The sequence below is a fragment of the Caballeronia sp. LZ033 genome (genome assembly GCF_031451265.1).
In the GTDB taxonomy this organism is placed as follows: Bacteria; Pseudomonadota; Gammaproteobacteria; order Burkholderiales; family Burkholderiaceae; genus Caballeronia.
Genome location: NZ_JARUXQ010000001.1, coordinates 2411175 through 2435127, shown reverse-complemented (window position 1 = coordinate 2435127; position 23953 = coordinate 2411175). Strand labels below are relative to the sequence as shown.

Below are 23953 nucleotides of genomic sequence, written 5' to 3'. Positions count from 1 at the left end.
ATTCGTCCTTTGTCAGGCGTGTATCGCATGAGTATATTCTTCTTGTCGGCACCATTCCGCCGCCGATATACATGAGAGGAACTCAATCATGCGCGAACGCGTCATCACCCGTCCCGATCCCTATGAGCCCTTCCTGCTGTCGCAGGGCATCAAGGCCAACGGCTGGCTGTTCATCTCCGGCCAGGCCGGCGCGGACGAGGACGGGCAGATCGTGACGGGCGGCTTCATGGCGCAGGGCGAACAGGCCTTCGCCAACTTGCGGCGCGCGCTCGAAGCCGGCGGTGCGAGCCTGCATGATGTGGTCAAGGTGACGATCTTCGTGACCGACATGGGACACTTCGAAGACGTCGTCGCGCTGCGCCGCAAGTTTTTTTCGGCGCCTTATCCCGCCGATACCATCGCCGAGATCCGCGCGCTCTACACGCCCGAGGCGATGATCGAGATCGAGGCGATCGCCGTGGTGCCCGGCGCGGAGGACCGCTAAGCGCCTCCGCCATCCTGAAACGTGCGCGCCATGAAGTCGACGAACGCGCGACTCCGCGTCGACATCTGGTGACGTTGCAGGTAGACCGCGTAGATATCGGCGTTGGGCGTTTCGTAGTCGGTCAGCACGGGCACGAGGCGACCACCGCGCAAGTCACCGAAGCGGTCTGCGCACTGCTTCAGAAAGTCGCGGCCGCGGCCTGACAATCTTATTTCGAGCGCCGGCTCCGCGAGGGCACGGCGCCGCCTCGTCCGGAGGAGACACATGCAGAACGACATCGAAGCGCGCGTATCGCGCAAGCTGATGTGGCGCATCATTCCGCTCGTCATGCTGCTGTATTTCGTGAGCTTTCTCGACCGTGTGAACAGTTCAAGGAGCACGAAGGCGAGGAGTTTCTCTTCGTGCATCGCGGCAAGATTGAAATGGAGTTCGCCACGCACAAGGTCGAGCTCGCGACGGGCGACTCCATCTACTTCAATGCACAGATTCCGCACCGGATTCGCTCGGTGGGTGCGGCGGTGGCCGAAGTGCTGCTGATCGTGGCCACCGATCTTTGATGGTCCACCTGCGGCCTACAACCCGAAGATGAGCGATCGATGCGCGGCGACGCCCGCCGTCACGCCGGCGGCCGAGGCGAACGTTGCGTTGGCCCACTCCGTCGCTGCATCGCCTGCGGCGAAGACGCCCGGGACGCTCGTCTGCTTGCCGTCGTCGACGACGAGGAACGGCCCGAGCGCGCCGTCCTTGAGCGCGCATCCGAGTTGCTGCGCGAGCGGGCTTGCCTGGTGCGTCCGGGGCGCCACGAAGAGCGCATCGATGCCGACGACGCGACCATCGGCGAGACGCACTCCGGTCATCTCCGGCGCATTGCCCAGCACCTCGACGACGCGCGACGGTTCTATCCGCACATGACGAGCTTCGAGCAATGCAGTTTCGTCGGCTGTCGGTTCGACGATGCCTTGCGTGAACCATGTCGTCGATCCCCAGTCGGGAACCAGCATCGCCTGATGGAATGAAAGCGGGTGCGTCGCCAGCACGCCCAGCTGCTTGTCCGCGACTTCGTAGCCATGGCAATACGGACAATGCAGCACCGAATGTCCCCAGCGTGCTTCGAGTCCCGGCAGGGCAGGCAGGTCATCGCGCATGCCGGTAGCCAGAATCAGGCGGTCCGCGCTCGACGAAGTTCCATCCGCACACGTCACCACGAAACGTCCGGCTTCGCGTTCGGCAGTGAGCGCTTCGGTGATCGCGACTCGCGCAGTCGGGTAGGCCAGCAATTGTGACCTTGCGTCGCGGATGATATCGGCCGGCGTCTTGCCATCCTGTCCGAAGAAGCCGTGCGAATGCGGCGCGAAGCGGTTGCGCGGCCGCCCTCCGTCCAGCACCAGCACGCGCCGTCTGGCACGCGCCAGCTGCATCGCCGCCGAGAGTCCCGCAAAGCTCCCGCCGATCACGATCACATCGAAGTGCGTTTCCATCTGATGTCCTTTCAAGTAACTTCACGAGTTTCATGATAGCCGCATGCTAAACTTTCATGCAACTTCAAAAGTTTCTTGAGATGATCGTCCGACATGAGAACCGATAGCCGCCTGTCACGCGTCCTGCATGCATTGATTCACCTGAAGCAGGCGGATGGACCATTGACCTCCGAAGCACTCGGCGAAATGCTCGGCACGAATGCGGTGGTGGTCAGACGCTTGTTCGGCGGGCTGCGGGACAGCGGTCTGGTTGCTTCGGAGAAGGGGCATGGCGGAGGGTGGGCGCTGGCGCAACCGCTCGAAAAGATCACGCTGCTGGATGTTTACCGGGCGGTGGGCGAGCCGCCTCTGTTCTCCGATCTGGTCTCCGAAGATCATCCGGAATGTCTCGTCGAGCAGGCCGTGAATGCGCATCTCTCGGCCACCCTGCGCGACGCCGAAGCGGTCATGCTGGCGCGCTTCGAAAAGCTCACGCTTGCGGCGCTGATGCGCGGCGTCAGGCTTCCGGTGTCACGCGGGAGGGCTTCTGGCAAGCGCTGATAACTTCTTCGGTTCGTAACTTTTCCCGCATCGCGAACGGCAATGCTATTGCTCGGTAAATGACGATTCAAATGTAATAGTTCAGTAACCTTCCAGTAACACTCCGAACGTTTCCCTATAGTCATCAAACTGTCATCAACGCGCTATTGAGGCGATCTTTTGTCATCTCATAGCTTTGAATAACAAGGACGGTTTGGAGAATCATGCTGGAAATGTTACCGGGCACACAGACCAAAACGCGCAAGCCTCTGTCGTCGTCGACGCTTGCATCCATGCTCTTGTCGGTTCTTCTCGTTGCCTGCGGGGGCGGAGGCGGTAGCGATGGTTCATCGACTCCTGCAACCAGCGCAAGCGGATCACCGACGAGCTCAGCGAGTGCAACGCCGGAAGCGTCGGCGCCTGCTCAAGGCGGCAGCACTGCGCCGGATGACAATCCGCAGGCGAACGACTCCGGATCGTCGACACCGCCTGCCGATAGCGGTACGACTCCAGGCGCAGGCACTGATACCGGCGCTTCAACCCCGGCCACGTCGGACAACGGCGCGTCCACGCCGGTCGTCATCGGCAACATCCTGCTGCCTGCCAAGGTAAGCATCACGACAGACGGCGCCGCACCCATCGCCGACAAAGTGAACTATGTCGGCGCGACGATCAGCATCGCGCAAACCGACAGCAACTATGTCTATTCAGGGCGGGCCTCCATTCGCGGACGCGGCCATAGCACCTGGGACATGCCAAAGAAGCCGTACAAGATCAAGCTCGACGAGAAGGCCGGCTTGCTCGGCTTGCCCAAGGACAAAAACTGGGTCCTGCTGGCGAACTACTCCGACAAGACCTTGTTGCGCAATCGCGCGGCCTTCGAGCTGGGCAAGCGGCTCGGCATGGACTGGACACCGCGTGATCTGCCTGTCGAAGTGACGTTGAACGGCGAATACCTGGGTGTCTACGATCTGGTTGAATCGGTCCGCGTGGACAAGAACCGCGTCAATATCGCCGACACCGATAACACCGTTGCTCCGGAGAATACCGGCTTCATTCTGGAGATCAACGAGCGTCTGGATGGCGATTCGTGCTGGACCACGACGCATGGTGTGCCGCTCTGTATCGATACGCCGTCGCCTGCGTCGGATGCACAGGCGGCCTACATCAGGCAATACGTGCAGGCCGCCGAGGATGCGCTGTTCTCGGATTCCGCCACGGACGCCGCTTCCGGCTATGAAAAGTACTTCGACGTCACCGCGCTGATCAACTGGTATCTCGTCAATGAGCTGTTCAAGAACCAGGATGCGCAAGGTTATGCGAGCATTTATCTCTACAAGGATGTCGGCGGCAAGTTGAAATTCGGCCCGCTTTGGGATTTCGACATCGGCGCCGGCAACGTCAACTATTCGGGCGCGCAGTATCCGCTTGGATGGTGGATCGCGGACAACAAGTGGATCTCGCGCATGAAGAGTGTGGATCCCACCTTCGAGACGCGCGTGCGGGCCAAATGGGTGGCAGCGAAGGCCGCGCAGATCGATACCTTGCCCGCGTATTTCGATACCAGCGCGGCGGCGCTCGTATCGAGCGGAGGTGAGGCGCGCAACTTCCAGCGCTGGCCCATTCTCGACCAGTCGGTGTGGCCGAATCCGGTCGTGACCGGCTCTTATCAAGGCGAGATCGACTATGTGAAGAACTGGCTCCAGCAACGCACGACCTGGCTGGACGAGAATCTCTGATCCCTGCATTGGGACCCGGGCGCCAGGCGCGCTCGGGTTTGCCCCTAGTTCGCGATAAACAAATGGAATTGCTTCGCGAGGAATATTGATTGGATTTCTAACGGTCGCGGACCTATTGTGCGTCAGTCCAATGCCGCAATGCGCGCGTGCGGATCGATAAAACGGCCTCGCCGATTAGAACAAAACATCCAGGAGACTTTCCCATGGAGCAATCCTCCACGGCGCCGCGCGTGCCGGAGTCGGACGCCGGCGGCGTCCAGAACCTCGCTTCCAGCGATCAGGCCTCACCCCGGATCAAGCGCATCCAGCGTACCGCGCTGGCCCTGCTGCTTTTGAGCGGCGTCATCAATTACATCGACCGCGCCACCCTGTCCATCGCCAATCCGCTGATTCGCCAGGATTTGGGATTGTCCGTCGCTGAGATGGGCTTGCTGCTTTCCGCGTTTCTGTGGGCCTATGCGTTTGCACAATTGCCCGCAGGCGCACTGGTCGACCGCTTCGGCGCACGCGTCATGCTCGCCGTCAGTCTCGCGACGTGGTCGGTGGCGCAGGCGTTCGGCGGCGTCGTGACCAGCTTCAGCCAGTTCTTCGCTGCGCGCATGGTGCTCGGCGTCGGCGAGGCGCCGCAGTTTCCGACGAGCGCCAAGGTCGTGCGCGACTGGTTCGGCAAGAAGGAGCGCGGCGCGGCCACCGGCATCTGGAACAGTTCATCGACGCTCGGTACCGCGATCTCCGCGCCGCTCCTCACCGTGGTCATGCTGACCGTGGGATGGCGCTGGATGTTTGGCATCATGGGGATCGCCGGTTTGGTCGTGGCGCTGTGCTTCTATCTCGTGCATCGCGATCCGCGGCAAGTGGACCTGACCCACAGCGAGCGCGCTTATCTGACCGACGTCGAAGGAGAAGCCCAGACGCGTCCGACCTGGAGCGACTGGCGTCGCCTGTTCGAGTTCGGCACGACGTGGGGCATGTTGCTGGGGTTCTTCGGCACGATCTACGTGCTGTGGCTCTATAACGCGTGGCTGCCGACTTACCTGCAAATGGAGTTTCACCTGACCATCTCCAAGTCCGGATGGATCGCGGCGGTGCCCTATCTGTTCGGCGTGGTGGGCAGCCTGTCCGGCGGGAAGATCTGCGACGTGCTTGCGCGCCGGGGCGTATCCGCGATCAACAGCCGCAAGTATCCGATGGCGGCCTCGCTGGCCGGCGTCGCGGTGTTCACGGTCCTGACCGGTCTCACGCACAGCGCAACCATGGCCGTCATCTTCATCTCGATCTCGATGTTGCTGCTGTACGTATCGAGCAGCGCGGCCTGGGCGACGGCATCGGTGGCGGCGCCCGCCAACTGCACCGCGTCCATCGGCGCCATGCAGAACTTCGGCGGCTACTTCGGCGGTGCGCTGGCGCCGGTGATCACGGGCTTCATCGTGCAGCAGTCGCACTCGTTCCAGCCCGCGTTGTTCGTGGGCGCAGGCGTGGCGGCGGTTGCCGTCATCGGCTACTGGCTGCTGGTGCGTGGCCCCATTCCTCCGGCTGCGCTCAGCCGGGACGCATAACCTCAGTGCAACAAGCGAGAGCCCTGGGCTCTCGCTTGCCTTCATCCAGCCAGGACTTCGGGAAGCCGAATGTCGTAGCGCTGCGCACAGGCGACAAGTGCCGGTGCGATGGTCGGATGCAATGCCACCCCGTCGCGCAGTTGCTCGCGCTTGAGCGCGAGTCCACGATCACCCGGCATGCGCACGCTCGACGTGCCGGGACGCGGCGGGTTATCGCGGCACGCTTCGCCGAGCCAGTCCATCTGCCGTGCGAATGCGGCGGGGCCGCCGAACGCCGCCGGATCATAAAGCGACAGGAAGACGGTGGCGCCCCAGCCATCGGCGGGATCGGCCCGGCCGTGACCTGCAAGACCGCCCGTCAGCGCCTCGATCAATAGCGCCAGCCCGAAGCCCTTGTGTCCGTACGTCATGCCGCCGACCGGAAGAATGGAGCCCGGCGGATCGGCTGACAGCACGCCGGGATCGCCGCTCGGATTTCCCTCTGCATCGAGAAAACAGGCTTCCTCGAAGACTTGCCCGGCCTTGTGCTGGCGCGCGGTCATGCCGTTCGTCACGGTCGATGCCGAGATGTCGATCAGGAACGGCGTGCCCGACGTGGGGATGCCCGCTGCGATCGGATTGGGCGTGAAGACCGAGCGCGTGCCGCCGTGAGGCGCCACGCTCTGCACGGCGGGATCCGAACTGCTGAGCACGATCAGGAAGCCTTCGGCCGTGGCCTTCTCCAGATAACTGGCCAGGCACGCGATATGGTGACTGCGCCGGATCACCAGCGTCGCGCTGCCATGCTCGCGCGCCTTCGGCACCAGCGCATCGATGCCGCTCAACACCAGCCAGGGGCCGGGAAGACGGCGGCCATCCCATAGCAGGCTTGCGCCACGCTCCGAGATGACTTCGGGTTCGCCGGAGCAGGTCATCGTGCCACGCTCGATTTCGCCGATATAACCCGGCAGCAAGGCGAGGCCATGTGTGTCGTGTCCCATCAGGTCGCCGTCCAGCAGCGTATGCGCGACCGCCTGCGCCTTGACCTCTTCCATGCCGGCCTTGACCAGCAGACGCCGCGCGAAGTCCTGCAATGCATCGGCGCGATATCGGACTCGTGCATTCATCGTGATTGTGTCCGTGAGAGTGATTGGAGTGATTGATTTGATTGTGCGAAGACTGCCGCTTGCCTGATTGCGGGAAGCCGGTCTGAATTGTCCTTTGGGCTTTCGATAAAGGTCCAATCGCGAATTGCGTAAAATCAATTCCATCTGGTTATGAGTCGGCGTTTCCCTTCCTAGGTCTTACCCTTATGCCGCAAGATTCCACGCTGTCCGCTGCGCAAGTGCTGCCCAAGCTGCGCTTCAGGCATCTCCAGTTGCTGGAGCTGCTTGGACGCACGCGCAACCTGCGCATCGCGGCGGAGCAGATGCATGTTACCCAGCCGGCCGCCACCAAGATCCTGAGCGACCTGGAAGCGCTGTTCGGCGCGCCGCTGTTCGAGCGGCTGCCACGCGAGATGCGGCCTACGGACCTCGGTCTGCTCTCGGTGCGCTATGCCACTACCACTCTGTCCAATCTCGGCAAGTTCTCGAACGAGTTCGCGACGCTGAAGAACGGCGGTTATGGTCATCTCACGGTGGGCTTCATTCCGGCCTCCGCCGCTCAACTCGTGACGGCCGCGATCAAGGAGCTTCAGCGCAGGCGGCCGAGACTCATCATCAGGCTGGTCGAGCAGAGCAGCGATCAACTCGCCACATGGCTCGAGGAGAGACGGCTCGACGTTATGATCGGGCGGCCCACCGAGCCGCGCCATCAGGCGCTATTCCATGTGGTCGATCTGCTGGCCGAACCGGCGCGCGTGGTGGCCGGGCGGCATCATCCGCTGCTGAAGCGGCGGCGCATGGAGATTGCCGATCTGGGCGAATGGCCGTGGATCCTGTACCCGCAGGGCACCGCCATGCGGCTGCTGTTCGAAGAGACGTTCGCGGCAACGGGCTTGCTGCCGCCGGTGGGCATCGTGGAGACACCGTCGATCTTCACGACGCTGGAACTGCTGCAGGCCACCGACATGATCTCCCTGCAGCCCCAGGCGGCGATGGACAAATATGTGAAGCACGGACTGCTTGGCTATCTCGACGTACCGATACGGCGGACGATGTCGAACTACAGTGTGCTGACGCGGAAGGAAGACACCATTTCGCGGGCGGCGGAGGAATTCGTGGCCATCGTGCTGGGCATCGCGGCGCAATGCCAGCCAGAGGCTCGTTCGCTCAGTCTCGCGCCCCCTCCCTCAGCAGTTCGATAAGGCGCGCCGCAATCGGCGAAAGCACGCTGCCGCGCCGCGTGACGATGCCGAAGGTCTGCGACGGCGAACGCAGCGCAATCGGCAGGATGCTCAGCATCTTGTGGCGCGCGAACATTTCGGCGATATCGGTGGGCAGGAGCGAAGCGAGATCGCGTCCCTGATTGAGCAGCGCGACCGTGACGAACGTGGAGGCCGTCGAGACGGTATTCGGCGGCATGTCGATGCCGGCCAGGTCCATCTCGCGCTCCAGCAGTTCGCGCAGCGGCATCTTGCTCGGATACGTCACCCATCGGCAATGCGCGAGGTCGTGCATGTCGAGCGGCTTGCGCGAACGCGGCGCCGAGCGATAACCCACCACCACGGACAAGGGCTCGTCGGCGAGCTTCACATAGCGGTACTTCGCCGGTTGCGCGCTGACCGCCGAGCGTCCGATGACGAGATCGAGCCGCCCTTCATCGAGTTGCGTCAGCATGCGCGCGCTCGTGTCCTCGACGATTTCAATGGTCACGTCCGGCCGTTCCGCGTGCAGCGCATCGAGCGCGGGCACGACGTGCGCGGGAATCGCGCCCATGATCGCGCCGATGGACAGCCGTCCGCCGCGCCCCGCCTTGATATCGGTGAGGTCGTGGCACAACTGCGTCAGGTCCGTCGTCAGCAGCCTTGCATAGTCGATCACGCGCCGTCCGTACGCGTTCGGAATCATGCCGGAGGCGGAGCGTTCGAAGAGCGCGGCATCGAGCATGGTTTCGAGTTCATGCAGCGCCTTGCTCGCAGCGGACTGCGTGATCGACAAAACGACGGCCGCCTTGTGCAGCGACTTGTGTTCGTCGAGCGCGATCAAGAGTTGCAGTTGCTTCATGCGCAACCTCGACAGCAGCATTTGGACGGTCTTCATCGGTGAGTAGAAAAAGTGATCGGGGGATGGAAACAATTCAATATACAGGGGCCGAAGCGCGCCCGTATATTGAGCCCCGGAGACAATCACCAGAGACCCGCCAGACGGGCCAGTTCAATGCACGATACCCACGCCTTATCCGGCGGCGCCATCACTGAGGCCGCTGCACGCCCCCTTGTCATCCGCCTGCATCGTGACGACGACGTCGTCATCGCACGGGAACAGCTCATCGGCGGCACCTGTCTTCCTGCCGAGAACATGGTCGTATCCGGACTGATTCCGCCGGGCCACAAGGTGGCGACGCGCAGTATCGCCGCAGGCGAAGCGGTCAGGCGCTACGGCCAGATCATCGGCTTCGCGAGCCGCGCGATCGAGGCGGGCGAGCACGTTCATATCCATAACCTCGCGATGGGCGAGTTCGATCGCGATTACGCGTTCTGTGCCGATGCCCGTCCTACGCCCCGCGCCGCCACGCCCGCGACCTTCGACGGCATCGTGCGCGCCGATGGCCGCATCGCCACGCGCAACTACATCGGCATCTTGACCTCGGTGAACTGCTCCGCCACCGTGGCGCGGGCTATCGCGGATCACTTCCGCCGCGACACGCATCCCGATGCGCTTGCCGCCTTCCCGAATGTCGACGGCGTCGTGGCGCTCACGCACGGCGTGGGCTGCGCGGTGGACCCGGAAGGGGAAGGGCTCGCGCTCCTGCAGCGCACGCTCGGCGGCTATGCGGTGCATCCGAACTTCGCGGGCGTGCTCGTGATCGGGCTGGGCTGCGAGACGAACCAGATTGCGCGCCTCCTGGAGACGCAAGGGCTCGAGGAAGCGCCTTCGTTGCAGACCTTCAACATCCAGGAGACGGGCGGCACGGCGAAGACGATCGCGCACGGCATCGAACGCGTGCAGGCGATGCTCGCGGCGGCGAATCGCGTGGAGCGTCAGCCGGTGCCGGCGTCGCATCTGGTCGTCGGGCTGCAATGCGGCGGCTCGGATGGTTACTCGGGCATTTCAGGCAATCCGGCGCTGGGCGCGGCAGTCGATCTGCTGGTGGCGAACGGCGGCACGGCGATCCTGTCGGAGACGCCCGAGATCTACGGCGCGGAACATCTTCTGACGCGCCGCGCGGTGAGTCGCGCAGTGGGAGAAAAGCTCGTCGCACGGATTCACTGGTGGGAAGACTACTGCGCGCGCAACCGCGCGGCGATGAACAACAATCCTTCGGCGGGCAACAAGGCCGGCGGCCTGACGACGGTGCTCGAAAAGTCCCTCGGCGGCATTGCGAAGGCGGGCGAATCGAATCTTGTCGAAGTGTATGAATACGCCGAACGCGTTGCTGCAAAAGGCCTCGTGTTCATGGATACGCCCGGCTACGACCCGATCTCCGCGACGGGACAGGTAGCGGGCGGCGCCAACCTGATCTGCTTCACGACGGGACGCGGTTCGGCCTACGGCTGCGCACCGACGCCTTCACTCAAGATCGCCACCAACGACGCGCTGTGGAACCGCCAGGCGGAGGACATCGACCTGAACTGCGGTCCCATTCTGAGCGGCGAGAAGAGCATCGAACAGATGGGCGCCGAGCTTTTCCAGATGATGCTCGACGCTGCCTCCGGCAAGCGCACGCGCAGCGAGATTCACGGCTACGGGCAGAACGAATTCGTGCCCTGGCAGATCGGCGCGATCACGTAAGCGCATTTCACTTCACTCTTACACGTCAACAGCATGTCAAACGATAGCCACTATCGCGGCGTCTTTCCGGTCGTCCCGACGATTTTCAACGACGCAGGCGCACTCGACCTCGAAGGCCAGAAGCGCTGCATCGACTTCATGATCGATGCGGGTTCGAACGGCCTGAGCATTCTCGCGAACTTCTCCGAGCAGTTCGTCCTCACCGACAATGAACGCGACGCCGTCATGCACACGGTGCTCGAACACGTGGCCGGCCGCGTGCCGGTCATCGTCACGACGACGCACTTCAGCAGCGAAGTCTGCGCACAGCGCAGCCGCGCCGCGGAAGCCGCGGGTGCGGCGATGGTGATGATCATGCCGCCGTACCATGGCGCGACCATCCGCGTGACCGAGAAGGGCATCTACGAGTTCTTCAGCAAGGTGTCCGACGCGCTCCGCATTCCGATCATGATCCAGGACGCACCTGTCGCGGGCACGCCGCTGTCCGCGCCGTTTCTCGCGCGCATGGCGCGTGAGATCGAGCACGTGTCGTACTTCAAGATCGAGACGGCGCAGGCTGCGGCGAAGCTGCGCGAGCTCATCGAGCTGGGCGGCGACGGCGTGATCGGTCCGTGGGACGGCGAGGAAGCCATTACGCTGATGCCCGATCTCGATGCGGGCGCAACGGGCTCCATGACCGGCGGCGGTTATCCGGACGGCATTCGCAAGATCGTCGATGCGCACGCGCGCGGCGATCGCGAAACGGCGGCCGCGCTGTATCAGCAATGGCTCCCGCTCATCAACTACGAAAACCGCCAATGCGGGCTTGCCGCCTGCAAGATCCTGATGAAGGAAGGCGGCGTCATCGGCTCGGAGGCCGTGCGTCATCCGCTGGCGCCCGTGCATCCGAAGATCCGTGAAGGCTTGCTCGAAGTCGCGCGCCGTCTGGATCCGCTCGTGCTGCGCTGGGGCCGCTGAACACCTTTCGCCCGCAATAAGGGCACACCGCTACGGCTTACTTCACAAAAACAATCAGGAGACAGGACATGGATGTGTCCGGTGTACAGACCGCCCGAATGACGAGCGTGCGATGGAAGATCTTTCTTCTTCTGCTGCTGCTCGTGTCGATCAACTATATCGATCGCGCGGCGCTGTCCGTCGCGATGCCGGCCATCGCGGCGGAATTCGATCTCTCGCCCGAGCGGCAAGGGCTCATCCTCAGCTCGTTTTTCTGGACCTATCTTTTCATGCAGGTGCCTTCTGGCATGCTTGCCGACCGCCTGAAGCCGCGCGCGCTGATCGCGTGGGCGACCATCGGCTGGGGTGCGTTCCAGGCGCTCGGCGCCCTCTGCACGGGCTGGTTCGCGTTGCTGCTGACGCGTCTTGGACTCGGCATCACGGAAGCGCCGATCTATCCGGGCGGCGGCAAGCTCAACGCGCTCTGGCTCACGCAGAACGAGAAGACGCGCGGCGCATCCATCGTCGATGCAGGCAGCGCGCTCGGCTCCGGCGTGGGCGCAGTGGTGGTTGCAACGCTGATGACGTGGTTCGGTTCGTGGCGCGCGGCGTTCGTCGTGGCGGGCGTCGGTACGATTCTCTGCGGCATCTGGGCATGGTGGTACATCCGCAATACGCCGCGCGAGCATCCGTCGATCAGTCAGGCGGAAATAGATTATATCGAGCGCGCGCATGCGGAAGAAGATGCACGAGAGCCTAAGACCGCAGCGGGCGGCTCGATGCTGCGCTTCTTCGGTTTCCGTTCCGTGTGGGGCATGTGCGCGAGCCACACATGTACGAACCTGATCTTCTTCGGCCTGATGACCTGGCTGCCGACCTATCTCTACAAGGCGCATGGTTTCGATCTGAAGTCGCTCGGCGGTGCGACCTTCATCATCTTCTTCGCGGGCTTCGTCGGCGAAGTGATCGCCGGATCGCTCGCGGACAAGTGGAAGGCGGCAGGCGGCAGTTCGAACCTGGTGTATCGCAGCATGATGATGATCGGCGCGTTCGCGGTAGCCGCGTCCATGCTCGGTGTCGCCAACGTGCGCGCACCGTTCGCCGTGGTCGGGCTGTTGTGCGTCGCGCTGTTCTTCCTGCGCTGGTGCGGCGGCTGCAACTGGGCGACGCCTGCCATGCTCGCCACCCGTGCGCGCACTGGCACGCTGAATGGCATCATGAATTTTGTAGGCAATATTGCGGGCATCTTCGTGCCGATTTTCATCGGCTATATCGTGCAGACGACCGGCTCGTACTTCCTCGCGCTGATGTTCTTCGTCGCCGTCGCGGTGTTCCAGATGATCGTGGTGCTGGCGATCGACTATCAGAAGAAGCTGCCGGTTTGAGGACAGACGAGAACATGCAGCGTCGTCTTTATTCCGGCAATGACCCGCGCCGCGCGCACAGCATCGAGGACTTGCGCGCGATGGCGGCGCGGCGCGTGCCGAACTTCTGCTTCGAATATGTGGAAGGCGGCGCGGAAGAGGAAGCCACGTTGCGGCGCAATCGCGACGTGTTCGCGGAGATCGCGTTCAGGCCGCGCTCGCTCGTGGATGTCTCGAAGCGCGACATCGGCATCAATCTCTTCGGGAAGCGCAGCGCGGCGCCGTTCATGATCGCGCCGACGGGTTTCAGCGGCTTGCTGTCACACGAAGGCGACATCGCGCTGGCAGGAGCGGCGGCTGCAGCCGGCATTCCGTTCATCCTGAGCAATGCGTCGACGGTGCCGCTCGAACGCGTGATCGAGCGCGCGGGCGGACGCGTGTGGATGCAGGTCTACATGTACCGCACGCGGGACTTCGTGGCGAAGCTCGCGGAGCGCGCGCAACTTGCAGGCGTCGAAGCGCTTGTAGTGACCACCGACAGCGCCATCTACGGCAAGCGCGAATGGGATCTGCGCAATTACGCGCGTCCGCTCAAGCTCGACCTGCGCAATACGCTCGATGTGCTCGCGCATCCGCGCTGGATGCTCGACGTGCTATGGCCGCACGGCATGCCGCGCTTCGCCAATCTCGGCGATCTGCTGCCGCCGGGGCAGGACAGCGTGCGCGGCGCGGCATCGGCGCTGGCGAAGGAACTCGACCCTTCGTTGTCGTGGGAGGATATTCGCTGGCTGAGGGATCGCTGGCCGGGACGGCTCATCGTGAAGGGGCTGCTGCATCCGGACGATGCGGTGCGCGCCGCGTCGCTGGGTGCGGATGGCATCGTGCTGTCGAACCATGGCGGGCGACAACTCGACGGCTCCATCTCGGCCATGGACGTGTTGCCCGACGTCGTCGACGCCGTGCAAGGACGTCTCGCCGTGATGCTCGACGGCGGTTTCAGGCGCGGCGGCGATATCGTCAAGGCCATGGCGTATGGTGCGGATGCGGTCCTCGTCGGCCGTGCGACGACGTATGGACTCGCGGCGGGCGGCCGTGCGGGCGTGGATCGCGCGATCGAGATACTGAAGACGGAGGTCGATCGCGTGATTGGCCTGCTGGGCTGTGGGAGCATCGGCGCGCTGGATCGGCAGTATGTGAAGTGGAGCCTGCGTGCAGCAGCGCTCGAACAGGCACATGAGATGGAGTTGCAATGAACGTGACTGGACAGGAAACGACATCGGGGGCGCGCATCGAGCGCGTCGGCATGGTGGGATTGGGACTGATGGGCAGTGCCATCGCGGTCCAGGTGCTCAATAAGGGGTTCAGGCTGTCGGCGCTCGCGCATCGCAGCCGCACGGCGATCGATGCGCTCGTCGCTCAGGGCGCAACCGAAAGCGCTAGTGCGGCCGAGCTTGCGCGCAACGCCGATGTCATCATCATCTGCGTGACCGGCACGCCTCAGGTGCGCGATGTCGTGTTTCGTGAAGACGGGCTGCTTGCGGGCGCGCATGAAGGGTTGATCGTCATCGACAGCAGCACATCCGATCCCGAGTTCGCGAAGGAAGCCGCCGCCGCGTTTGAAAGGAAGGGCGCATGCTTTCTCGATGCGCCGGTGAACCGCACGCCGAAGGAAGCGCGCGAAGGGCGGCTGAATGTGCTCGTGGGCGGGGAGGCGGGCGTGCTCGATCGCGTGCGTCCATTGATGGCCGCGTACGCGGAGACCGTGCATCATCTCGGCGGCCACGGCGCGGGCTATTGCGCGAAGCTGGTTCATAACTTCATCGCGCAAGCCAATGGCGCGATTCTCGCGGAAGCCTTTGGTACGGCAGCGAAGGCCGGTCTCGACCTGCACGAATTCGCCGCTGTGTGCCGCCTGAGCGGGGCGCACAGCAAGACCTTCGATCGCATCGTGCCGTATCTGCTCGAAGGCGACGACAGCGGTCAGCAGTTCGCCATCCGCAATGCCGCGAAAGATATGCGCTCGTATGCGCAACTCGCGTCGGCGCAATCGTCGACGGCGGTGATCGCGGAAGCAGTGCGGCAGATGTATGTACTGGCGACCAATCTCGGGCACGGGGATGCCTATGTGCCGCGCATGTTCGATGTGTTGCGGGAATTGAACGGGATGCCGGTCTCGTCTTCCGCTGATGTGCAACGCTAGCCGCGCGGCCGGAAGCGTGTCAGCCGAGTGTCGGCGTAAAATCTTCGGTCTGGCGCCGACCCGCCTCGATCCTGCCGACCCGGAGACATCATGCGTGCCGTGCTGAGTGTGCTATGCGCCTTCTGGCTTTTCTCTTCCTTCAACAGTGCTGCACAGGCCGACATCATCGCTTCATGGCAAGCGACGCAGATGCCGGCGCCGCCGCCGTTGAAGCCGTTCACCGTGACCGATCCTGCTCACGCAGCCTTGCTGCTGCTGGATTTCGATACCAGCACCTGCAACACAAAGGAGCGTCCGACCTGTGCGGCCTCGCTGCCGTACGTCGAAGACCTGCTCAAGAAGGCACGCCGCGCGAACCTGATGATCGTCTATAGCCTGACGAGCACGGGCACGATGCAGGCAGTGCCGCCGTCCATCGCTGCTATCGGGGATGAAACGGTGGTGCAGTCGGGCGTCGACAAGTTCTTCGGAACGGATCTGGAAGCCGCTCTGAAGTCGAGGGGGATTCAGACGGTGATCGTGACCGGCACCATGGCGCACGGCGCGGTGCTGTACACCGCAAGCGAAGCCGCGTTGCGCGGCTTCAAGGTCGTCGTGCCGACCGACGGCATGTCGAGCAAGGACCCGTTCGGCGAAGTGTCGGCAGCGTGGGTGCTCGCGAATGCGCCGGCTGGCGTGAGCAGGAACGTCACGCTCAGCCGGTCGGGCATGATCGGGTTCGGGCAGTAGGGCGTCTCGGCCCTTTCAGCGGTCCAATAGCTCGGCTAAAGCAGTCAGGCTCGGGGCGAACGCGTCGAACCAGGCTTCATCGCTCGTATCCGGGTTGCCGCCCGGGCCGAATTCCAGCGGCCGGGGAATGAACGCCACGCGGAAGCCGAATGCCTTTGCGGCCTCGAGGTCGTACTTGTGGCAGGCCACCATCAGGATAGCGTTTGCATCCAGACCGAAAGATCGCTGCGCGAGCGCGTACACCTTCGGATCAGGCTTGGAAGAGCGCACCAGTTCGGCGGTCAATACGCAATCGAACGGCAGATCGTGCTGCTTGACGATGTGGATGAGGGACGACATCGAGCCGTTTGAAAGCGTCGAAAGCGTGTATCGATCGCGTAACTGCATCAGGCCCGGCCGCGTATCCGGCCAGGGCTTCAGCGTGCTCCACGCCGCGCTCAGTTCAGTGCGATCCTGCTGCGTGAATGCGTCTTCCCACAACGAGGCATGTAAAGCCGTGTCCAGCGTTTCCCGATAGATCTGGTCCGTCGAGCGCCAGCTAGCCGTCCCGTTGATGACCTGATCCAGCTGAACGCGATACGCGTGACGCCAATGCGCCAGCAAGCCGGACCACGCGGTGGCCGTCGCGTCCTTCACGGCGAACTTCGATCCAGCCTCGACAATCGTGCCGTAGAAATCCAGCAGCGTACCTTGCATGTCGAATGCGATGGCCTTGATGCCGCGTGGATCGAGCTTCGAATAGGCACGGGTCGCCGGGGATGATGCGGTGCTTGTGTTCATGCTTTCCTCTCTGCGGGTCGTCTGCTGGTTTCAATCAGTGTTCACAGAGTAGCGGCCATTAATTAAGCTGGATTTACGCAGACGAATCCAGAGTACGGGATACAGATAATTTTCAACTCATTCATGGCAATCAGCATAGGGAGTGTTATCAGAGAAGGTTGGTATGCCATGCGTCATCGTGGTTGATCTGATCTTTTGAACTCCGAGGTGAATGATGAGCGTGACGAGCACGAATATCGAAGTAGGCGAGGAGATGGTCGCGGGTTTCGCGAAGAAGGGCCTCAAGCAATTGAAGCCCGCGACGCAGCGAGACCGCGGCGAGGGCCCTTTTCACCGGCTCGTGCTGCGCGGCGCGACCGTGATCGACGGCACCGGAGCGCCGCCGTTCGGTCCAGCGGACATCGTGATCGAAGACGGCAGGATCACTGACATCGCCGTGGTCGGCGTCCCTCACAAGCCACTGAAACAGGATGGACGTCCCGCAGCAGGAGACAGGGAAATCGATTGCACCGGCAAATACGTGACGCCGGGCTTCATCGACAGTCATGCGCATATCGGCACGCCCTTTCACGCCGAGAACGGCGAGATGATGCCGGCGGACTACATCTACAAGCTGTGGCTCGCGCATGGCGTCACGTCGGTGCGCGAGACCGGATGCATGAACGGACTCGCCTGGACGCGCGAGCAAAAGGCGGCAGCCGAAGCCAACCGGATCGCTGCTCCGCACCTGTATCCCTATGTGTACTTCCCTGCCGTCAACGATTACCTGAAGGCCATCTACAGTCCCGAGCAGGGCCGTGAATGGCTGCGGGCAGCGCGCGACAAAGGTGCGGAAGGCGTGAAGTTCTTCGGTGCGCCGCCCGCGATCATGCAGGCGGCACTCGACGAATGCCGCAAGCTGGGCCTGCGGGCGTGTTGCCATCATGCGCAGTCATCGGTCGGCAGCATGAATGCGTTGAGAACGGCGCGCTGGGGCCTGACGAGCACCGAGCATTCCTACGGCATTCCAGAAGCCCTGTTCGATGGACGCTCGCTACAGGCCATCTCCGACGACTACAACTATAACGACGAGTACTTGCGCTTCTCCACAGCGGGCCAGACCTTCCTTCAGGCAGCAGAACCAGGCTCGCAGAAATGGAACGATGTGCTCGACGCCTTCCTCGAAGCGGGGCATACGTTCGTGCCGACGCTGAACGTCTATGACGGCAATCGCGATGTCATGCGCGCACGTCGCGCGGAATGGCACGATTCCTACACGGATCAGACGACGTGGAAGTACTTCCAGCCCCAGCGCGGCGGACACGGTGCGTACTTTTACCGCTGGTCCGTGAAGAACGAGGTGGAATGGCGCGAGAGCTATCGCATCCTGATGCACTTCCTCAACGACTACAAGAACCGTGGCGGGCGTGTCTGCCCCGGAAGCGATTCGGGTTTCATGTACCAGATCTACGGATTCGGCTACATCCGCGAACTGGAATTGCTCCAGGAAGCGGGCTTCCTGCCTTCCGAGGTATTGCGTGCCGGGACTTCGCATGCCGCGGACCTGCTGGGTATTGGCGAAGAGGCGGGCGTGCTCGAAGTAGGACGGCGCGGCGACGTGCTGGTGCATCGCGAGAATCCTCTGGCGGATTTCAAGCTTCTGTACGGAACCGGCGCGATGCGCCTCAACGACGATCTCGGCACGGTCGAGCAGAAGCGTGCGCTGGAACTGACCATCAAGTCCGGTGTGGTGTTCGATGTCGATGAACTGCTGCACGACGTTCGCGAGTTGGTCGCGACGACCTGGCCCAAAGGCGCGACGCCCTTCCACACGGCGACGGAGCAAGCGAAATGAACGGGCACGGCACTCAATTCGTGGTGCTCGCCGGCATGCTCGGCAGCGGCAAGACGACCTTGCTCGAAGCGCTGCTCGCCGATGACGAAGCGGCTGCCATGACCGCCGTGATCGTCAACGAAGTCGGGGCGATCAATATCGACGGTGCGGTGCTGTCGGAGTCGGCGCGCGGCATTCCCATGGCAACGCTCAGCAACGGCTGCGTCTGCTGCTCGTTGACCGATGACCTCGTGACGACGATCGAAGATCTCGTCGACACACGCGCGCGAAACGGACAGCCTGCGTTCGAACGCATCGTGCTGGAGTGCAGCGGTTTGTCCCGTCCGGGACAGGTGATGCGTTCGTTGAGTCCGCTTGCTTCGATGGGGCTGCGCATTCATATCGTCGCGACCTATGATTGCAGCCGCCCGCCGCTTGGCACGGAGGATTTCGACAGCGTGTCGGCACAACTCGGCGCCGCGCATACGATCGTGCTGACGAAGACGGACTTGATCGGCACGGAACAACGGCGGCTCGCACGGGACAATGCCCATCGGCTGAATCCGCTGGCGCGTGTCGTCGATGCCGATACGGCCGCGATGCGAGCCACGGAAGCGTTTCGCGAAGTGCAGGGGGCCACGGCGTTCGACTGGACTGCGCCGGGATTCAACAGCCATGCACCGCGCGCCTTGCTGCATCCGCGCGTGCGGGTCTTTTGCGCGCGCTTTCGCCGCGCAACGGAATGGGAACAGACCCTGGACTGGATCGAAGACGTGTCGGGCGCGCTCGGCGAGCGCCTGTTGAGGATGAAGGCCATCGTTCCCGGTCCTTCGGGCGAAGACCGCGTGCTCTTGCAAAGCGTGGGCACGACGTTCTCTCAGCCGCGTCGTCTGGAGGGTGCTTCCGACATGGCCGCCATCTTCATCGTCAGGGACTGCGGGCTCGGTGATTTCGAAGCATTCGCCCTGGACGGATCGATTCGCTGGACCTCGCTGCAAAGCTGACGCGCTTTCACTGGACACAGAGGGACAACGGACTCGCCATCATGTCGATGTTGAACGAATTTTCCAAGTCGGTATTGCTGATCGTCACGACGCTCTTTCCGATCATCAATCCGCCTGCTGTTGCATTGATCGTATTGAGCATGGTGCGGGGCGCCAGCGACCGGGATCTCGCGGAGCTTGCGCGCCGGATTGCCATCAACGGTTTCGTGATCCTGCTCGCCTCCTTGTCGGTCGGCGCGTATGTGCTTTCGTTCTTCGGCATCTCGGAGAACGTGTTGCGTGTTGCGGGCGGCGTCGTCATTGCCATGGCAGGCTGGGGCCTGTTGCAGGCGCCCACTGAGGACAGCACGGCGGAGGAGGTCGCGCCGGCGGCCGACCGCGCGGCATCGCTGCGCACCAAGGCGTTCTATCCGCTGACCTTGCCCATTACCGTCGGGCCCGGATCCATCGCGGTGGCCATCGCACTGGGCACCGGATCGCCGCACGCAGGTCTGCAGCCAGTACACCTGGCCGGCGTCGGCGTCGCCCTGGTGCTGCTGTGCCTGAGCATTTTCCTGTGCGTGCGATATTGCGGGCGGCTGGAAAAGTTGCTGGGAAAAGTGGGCACGCAGATCGCGATGAGACTCTTCGCGTTTGTCCTGTTCTGCATCGGCGTTCAGCTGTTGTGGATCGGCGCGTCCGGGTTGATCGAAAGCCTGAAGCTGCATTGACGTCCGGCGCGCAAGCAGGCAAGCAGGCGAGGGGATCATTCCTCGCTAATTGTCGCTACGTAGACTGAATCTACGTAATCCGACCCGAGGAAAGAATCATGCTCGCGCCACTGAAACCACTCGAATCCCCGCTCTTTCAATCCGATAACTTTCGACCCATTCCGGCATTCCTGAGAGACGCCATTCTCGAGCCTTACAAGGCGGAATGCGTTTATATCGACAGGGCTTTCCGGGATATTTCGTTTGATCATGAATTGGTCGCGTTTGCCGAAGTCTGCGTTCCCGAGACGTTCTATGGCTCACAGACCGGTCACTTCAACGCGGTGGAATCGCTACTCTGTCTCAATCAGATCGCGTTTCTCACGATTGCCGACTTCGTGACCGATGATGCCCCTCATGCTTTTCGCGAGGCTATCGGCACGGCGGATCTTCAGAGCTTCAAGGAGAACGTGCTGACGCGCACGTTCATCACGTCCGTGAAGACACAGTTCAGGCGCACGCTGGATGGCCGGAACGTCGTCATGCGCTTCTCGTTCACGAAAATGCGCAAGCATGCCGGCATGGTGTTCATGGCATCGGAGTTTGAATTCACCGATGCGCAAAGCGCCCCGAACAAGCCGCCCGCCTTCTTTGGACAAGCGACTTTTGCGATTCCGGTGATGTGAAGATGAACAGCGAGCTAAGCCTCGCCGAGGTCATGCGCCGTCAACAGGATCCGCGAGCCGCGCAAGACGCGGCTCTTCTTGTCGGCGGCTTCCAGAATCCGTTTGAGTCCGCGCTCGAACACCGACAGCAAGGTTCGCTCGTCCGAAGTCCGGCGCTGCAGGAAGTGTCGCTCCAGTGCGTCGCGCGTGACCGCGCACGTAATGGCCTTGCCGCGCGACCGCAGCGTGAAAGTGATGAGGCGCCCCTCGGCAAAGAACCGCGGGCCGCCCTCTAGTGCAAGCATTGCATCCTCGACGTTACATTCGACCGCGACGGCCTCAAACCGTGCGCAGAAGGATTCGTGTCATATGCCTGAAGAGCTATTGACGATGGCGCAGGTTATCAAGAACAAAAATCGCGCGCCATGCGGAAAAAAATAATCGACTAGTGCGCTCGGGAAGTATGGAACGGCGGCCGGTCTGATGTTTCTTCTCGCAGTCATCGAGTCGCGCATTCACCGGCATGCATGCCGCTCATACAGCGCCCACTTTCCCTCACGCGCAAGCAAGGCCACATCGCACTCGCCATTGGCGAAGTAATCGGCGGGCAAGGGCTCTGCCGACCGGACGAAGATATAGCGATACAAGCGGCCGTTGTCCTGCTTCCAGTCGAACGAGCCTGGAAAGCGATCCAGTTGTGACGCATGCACAGGCAATTGCGCCGGCCTGAAACGCACGATCTGCGGAAGGAACTGGGCGAAGTTCGGATCGACGAAGCCGTGCTTCTCCGCCTGATACCACAGCGCCTGATGCTGATACGCGAACGGACTCCAGTAGGCATCGCTGGCTCCGTCCATCACCAGATTGAGCGCGCGCTGATTCGGCTCCGTTCGGGACAGCAGTTGCTCCAGCGGCGCGATTTCCACCGCGAAACGATGCAGCCGGACCGCCTGATTCGCGAGGAAGATCCAGCAGCCCGCAATGATGACGACTTGCATGACGAAGCCGCGCCTGTCGCGCTTCACGCCGGCAACCGGTTCCGGCGCGACGAACATCAGCGCATAGACGGGCAGCAGAAAGAGCGCGAAGCGCTGATAGAGATACGCCGTGCCGAGCGCGAGGTTCGGCACGGCCAGCCAGATGAACCCCATGACGATCATCGGCACCAGCACCGCGCGATCGGGATTGATACGGTCCCGCCAGAGCCACGGCGCGATGCCCATCAGCACGAAGAGCGGCAAATAAACTGCGCTCCATTTCGTGAGGCCCCACACCATCATCGGAAACAGCAGCAGACGTTTGCCGCCGGTGTCCGACCAGCCCCAGTCGACCTTCGCGACATTGTCGATGGTGTGGCCGAGAACCGGATCGCTGGCGTGACTCCAGAGCGTATAGACGATGCACAGCAGGCCGAGCGGCACGAATGCCGCGAGCGCCAGCAGTTTGCCCCGGATCTGGCGCGGCTTGACGAGCGCAAAGCCCGCACCGATCCCGCAAGCGAACAGAAAGACGAGACCGTGACAGAAGAACAGCGCCACGCCCGCGACGAACACGCCCACGCCGCGGCTGAACGAAGGCTGCGTGGCGGATCGATGGGCGAGCCACATGAACAGCATGCCCACCGGCGCCGCTACCAGAAACGTATAGAAGCCCCATGCAAAGGCAAAGCCGAAGAAACCGGGAATGAAGAGCACATCGAGCCGCGGGTCGCCGTGCAGATGCCTGCGAAAGCCAACGCACGACATGACGAAGCCGACATACGCGATCATCAGGACGAGCTTGAGCGCTGACGAGATCGACATCACGTAAGTGAGCGGCAGCGCCAGACCATAGCCGATCAGATAGGGCGTGAAGAGATTGATGCGCACGAGGCTCTGCCACGCCGACGCATGATCGATCAGGTCGCGCAGCAGCATCACCTGCGCGGCGTGTTGCGGCAGATCGACGAGCGGCGGCCGTGGCGCGATCCAGAACAGCAAGGCTCCGCCGAGCAGCGTCACGATGAACAGCGCTCGCGGCATCCACTCGAGCAATGAACCGCTGCGCGATACCGACGCACTCGCGGACGACCCAAGCATATTCATAAGGTTCGTTCGATGATGAAGCGCGGACGATGCTTTGTCTCCGCATAGGTCTTCGAGATATACCCGCCGATGACGCCGAGGAACAACAACTGGATGCCGCCGAGGAAATACATCGGCACCACGGTGGACGCCCAGCCGGGCACGGCCAGATTGGTGAAGAGACGCGCATACACGGCCCATGCGCCGAAGCACAGCGAGCCAAGCGCGAGGAGCGCGCCGATCCGCGTGCTCCACTGCAAGGGCACGGCGGAGAACGACGTGATGCCGTCAAACGCAAAGGCCAGCATTTTCGCGAGCGGATATTTGCTCGTGCCCGCGAAGCGCGCGGCGCGCTCGTATTCCACGATTGCCGTCCTGAATCCCAGCAGCGGAATGATGCCGCGCAGGAAGAGGTTGACTTCCTGAAACTCCTTGAGGGCATCCAGCGTCTTGCGGCTCATCAGGCGGAAGTCGGCATGACCGGGCAGGATATCGACGCCGAGCGCCTTCAACACCTTGTAGTAGTTCCGCGCGGTGAAGCGCTTGAAGAACGTATCGCTCTTCCGCTTGTGCCGCACGCCGAAGACGATCTCCGCGCCCTTTCGATGCTCTTCGAGCATGCGCGGAATGGCTTCGATATCGTCCTGGAGGTCGGCATCGAGGCTCACGAGCACATCGCCTTCCGCAACCAGCAGGCCCGCGAGCAATGCGTTCTGATGCCCGCGATTGCGCGACAGCTTGATGCCCCGGCAACGCGCATTGGATGCGTGCAGGGTCTCGATGATCGACCAGGTCCGGTCGCGCGAACCATCGTCTACAAAGGTGATCCTGCTGTCGTCACTGACTAGGGACGCGGCAATGAGACGCTCCAGAAGCGCAAGCAGACGCGAGCACGTTTCCGTGATGACTTCTTCTTCGTTGTAGCAGGGTACGATGAGATTCAACGTCGTCATAGGCGGAACCCCTGATGCCCAAGGCGTTGGGCGACGTGCAACGCGAATGGATTTCCCGTGATGGCAAGGGACGGACGCGGCAATGCAGCCTTTGATGTCGAAGCGGC

General features: G+C 62.6%; 22 protein-coding genes and 2 pseudogenes. 16 read left to right on the top strand and 8 right to left on the bottom strand.

What is annotated here, in order from left to right; all coding sequences use genetic code 11:
• The first annotated feature begins 88 nt into the window (after positions 1–88).
• A complete protein-coding gene (locus QCE62_RS11450) occupies positions 89–484 on the top strand; it encodes a RidA family protein (RefSeq protein ID WP_309917836.1) in 396 nt (131 codons plus the stop codon).
• Here the strand turns inward: QCE62_RS11450 and QCE62_RS11445 are convergent.
• A pseudogene (locus QCE62_RS11445) lies at positions 481–636 on the bottom strand (LysR family transcriptional regulator); the annotation flags it as partial. The gene QCE62_RS11450 and the pseudogene QCE62_RS11445 sit on opposite strands and share 4 nt — an antisense overlap.
• A 231-nt stretch (positions 637–867) precedes the next feature.
• Between QCE62_RS11445 and QCE62_RS11440 the strand changes: the two are divergent.
• Positions 868–1041, top strand: a pseudogene (locus tag QCE62_RS11440) (cupin domain-containing protein); the annotation flags it as partial.
• Positions 1042–1056: 15 nt separating this feature from the next.
• Here QCE62_RS11440 and QCE62_RS11435 read toward each other — a convergent pair.
• Complete coding sequence (locus tag QCE62_RS11435; RefSeq protein ID WP_309917832.1) at positions 1057–1962, bottom strand: NAD(P)/FAD-dependent oxidoreductase; 906 nt, start codon at positions 1960–1962, stop codon at positions 1057–1059.
• A 93-nt stretch (positions 1963–2055) separates the two neighbouring features.
• Between QCE62_RS11435 and QCE62_RS11430 the strand changes: the two genes are divergently transcribed.
• From QCE62_RS11430 to QCE62_RS11420, 3 genes are all read left to right on the top strand, one after another.
• Positions 2056–2502 carry an Rrf2 family transcriptional regulator gene (locus QCE62_RS11430; RefSeq protein ID WP_309917829.1) on the top strand — a complete coding sequence of 149 codons (447 nt, stop codon included), beginning with the start codon at positions 2056–2058 and terminating at the stop codon, positions 2500–2502.
• 203 nt (positions 2503–2705) lie between these two features.
• Complete coding sequence (locus tag QCE62_RS11425) at positions 2706–4220, top strand: CotH kinase family protein (RefSeq protein ID WP_309917826.1); 1515 nt, start codon at positions 2706–2708, stop codon at positions 4218–4220.
• Between the two features lie 203 nt (positions 4221–4423).
• Positions 4424–5776: an MFS transporter gene (locus QCE62_RS11420; protein ID WP_309917823.1), complete on the top strand. Its 1353-nt coding sequence runs from the start codon at positions 4424–4426 to the stop codon at positions 5774–5776.
• A 41-nt stretch (positions 5777–5817) separates the two neighbouring features.
• Here the strand turns inward: QCE62_RS11420 and QCE62_RS11415 are convergent, their stop codons facing one another.
• Positions 5818–6882: an Ldh family oxidoreductase gene (locus QCE62_RS11415; protein ID WP_309917820.1), complete on the bottom strand. Its 1065-nt coding sequence runs from the start codon at positions 6880–6882 to the stop codon at positions 5818–5820.
• A gap of 185 nt (positions 6883–7067) precedes the next feature.
• Here QCE62_RS11415 and QCE62_RS11410 point away from each other — a divergent pair, with 185 nt between their 5' ends.
• Positions 7068–8063 (top strand): LysR family transcriptional regulator, encoded by a 996-nt coding sequence (locus QCE62_RS11410; protein ID WP_309917816.1) that lies wholly within the window; start codon positions 7068–7070, stop codon positions 8061–8063.
• Here QCE62_RS11410 and QCE62_RS11405 read toward each other — a convergent pair.
• A complete protein-coding gene (locus QCE62_RS11405) occupies positions 8029–8922 on the bottom strand; it encodes a LysR family transcriptional regulator (protein WP_404987853.1) in 894 nt (297 codons plus the stop codon). The two genes, QCE62_RS11410 and QCE62_RS11405, sit on opposite strands and share 35 nt — an antisense overlap.
• Before the next feature lie 153 nt (positions 8923–9075).
• Here QCE62_RS11405 and QCE62_RS11400 point away from each other — a divergent pair, with 153 nt between their 5' ends.
• The 6 genes from QCE62_RS11400 to QCE62_RS11375 all read left to right on the top strand — a co-directional run bounded on the left by QCE62_RS11400 (position 9076) and on the right by QCE62_RS11375 (position 15879).
• Positions 9076–10650 carry an altronate dehydratase family protein gene (locus tag QCE62_RS11400; protein WP_309917810.1) on the top strand — a complete coding sequence of 525 codons (1575 nt, stop codon included), beginning with the start codon at positions 9076–9078 and terminating at the stop codon, positions 10648–10650.
• Positions 10651–10683: 33 nt separating this feature from the next.
• Complete coding sequence (locus tag QCE62_RS11395) at positions 10684–11607, top strand: dihydrodipicolinate synthase family protein (RefSeq protein WP_309917807.1); 924 nt, start codon at positions 10684–10686, stop codon at positions 11605–11607.
• Between the two features lie 68 nt (positions 11608–11675).
• Complete coding sequence (locus QCE62_RS11390; protein WP_309812896.1) at positions 11676–12971, top strand: MFS transporter; 1296 nt, start codon at positions 11676–11678, stop codon at positions 12969–12971.
• 14 nt (positions 12972–12985) lie between these two features.
• Positions 12986–14203, top strand: a complete 1218-nt coding sequence (locus QCE62_RS11385) for an alpha-hydroxy acid oxidase (protein ID WP_309917804.1) — start codon at positions 12986–12988, stop codon at positions 14201–14203.
• Positions 14200–15150, top strand: a complete 951-nt coding sequence (locus tag QCE62_RS11380) for an NAD(P)-dependent oxidoreductase (protein WP_309917800.1) — start codon at positions 14200–14202, stop codon at positions 15148–15150. Before QCE62_RS11385 ends, QCE62_RS11380 begins: the two co-directional genes overlap by 4 nt.
• A 90-nt stretch (positions 15151–15240) precedes the next feature.
• Positions 15241–15879 carry a cysteine hydrolase gene (locus QCE62_RS11375; RefSeq protein WP_309917797.1) on the top strand — a complete coding sequence of 213 codons (639 nt, stop codon included), beginning with the start codon at positions 15241–15243 and terminating at the stop codon, positions 15877–15879.
• Between the two features lie 15 nt (positions 15880–15894).
• Here QCE62_RS11375 and QCE62_RS11370 read toward each other — a convergent pair whose 3' ends face one another.
• A complete protein-coding gene (locus tag QCE62_RS11370; protein WP_309917794.1) occupies positions 15895–16659 on the bottom strand; it encodes a haloacid dehalogenase type II in 765 nt (254 codons plus the stop codon).
• A 214-nt stretch (positions 16660–16873) separates the two neighbouring features.
• On the opposite strand from QCE62_RS11370, the gene QCE62_RS11365 reads away from it, so the two are divergent.
• The 4 genes from QCE62_RS11365 to QCE62_RS11350 all read left to right on the top strand — a co-directional run bounded on the left by QCE62_RS11365 (position 16874) and on the right by QCE62_RS11350 (position 20851).
• A complete protein-coding gene (locus QCE62_RS11365) occupies positions 16874–18493 on the top strand; it encodes an amidohydrolase (RefSeq protein ID WP_404987849.1) in 1620 nt (539 codons plus the stop codon).
• Entirely contained in the window at positions 18490–19476 is a 987-nt protein-coding gene (locus QCE62_RS11360; protein WP_309917787.1) for a GTP-binding protein, read from the top strand. The genes QCE62_RS11365 and QCE62_RS11360 overlap by 4 nt, the downstream gene beginning before the upstream one ends.
• Positions 19477–19517: 41 nt before the next feature.
• Positions 19518–20186 (top strand): MarC family protein, encoded by a 669-nt coding sequence (locus QCE62_RS11355; protein ID WP_309812925.1) that lies wholly within the window; start codon positions 19518–19520, stop codon positions 20184–20186.
• 98 nt (positions 20187–20284) lie between these two features.
• Positions 20285–20851 carry an FcoT family thioesterase gene (locus QCE62_RS11350; RefSeq protein ID WP_309917784.1) on the top strand — a complete coding sequence of 189 codons (567 nt, stop codon included), beginning with the start codon at positions 20285–20287 and terminating at the stop codon, positions 20849–20851.
• Positions 20852–20865: 14 nt separating this feature from the next.
• On the opposite strand, the gene QCE62_RS11345 is transcribed toward QCE62_RS11350, so the two are convergent.
• From QCE62_RS11345 to QCE62_RS11335, 3 genes are all read right to left on the bottom strand, one after another.
• Complete coding sequence (locus QCE62_RS11345) at positions 20866–21135, bottom strand: DUF1488 family protein (RefSeq protein WP_309812929.1); 270 nt, start codon at positions 21133–21135, stop codon at positions 20866–20868.
• 210 nt (positions 21136–21345) lie between these two features.
• Entirely contained in the window at positions 21346–22914 is a 1569-nt protein-coding gene (locus tag QCE62_RS11340; protein WP_309917781.1) for a hypothetical protein, read from the bottom strand.
• Positions 22911–23846 (bottom strand): glycosyltransferase family 2 protein, encoded by a 936-nt coding sequence (locus QCE62_RS11335; RefSeq protein WP_309917777.1) that lies wholly within the window; start codon positions 23844–23846, stop codon positions 22911–22913. The genes QCE62_RS11340 and QCE62_RS11335 overlap by 4 nt, the downstream gene beginning before the upstream one ends.
• Positions 23847–23953: the final 107 nt, after the last annotated feature.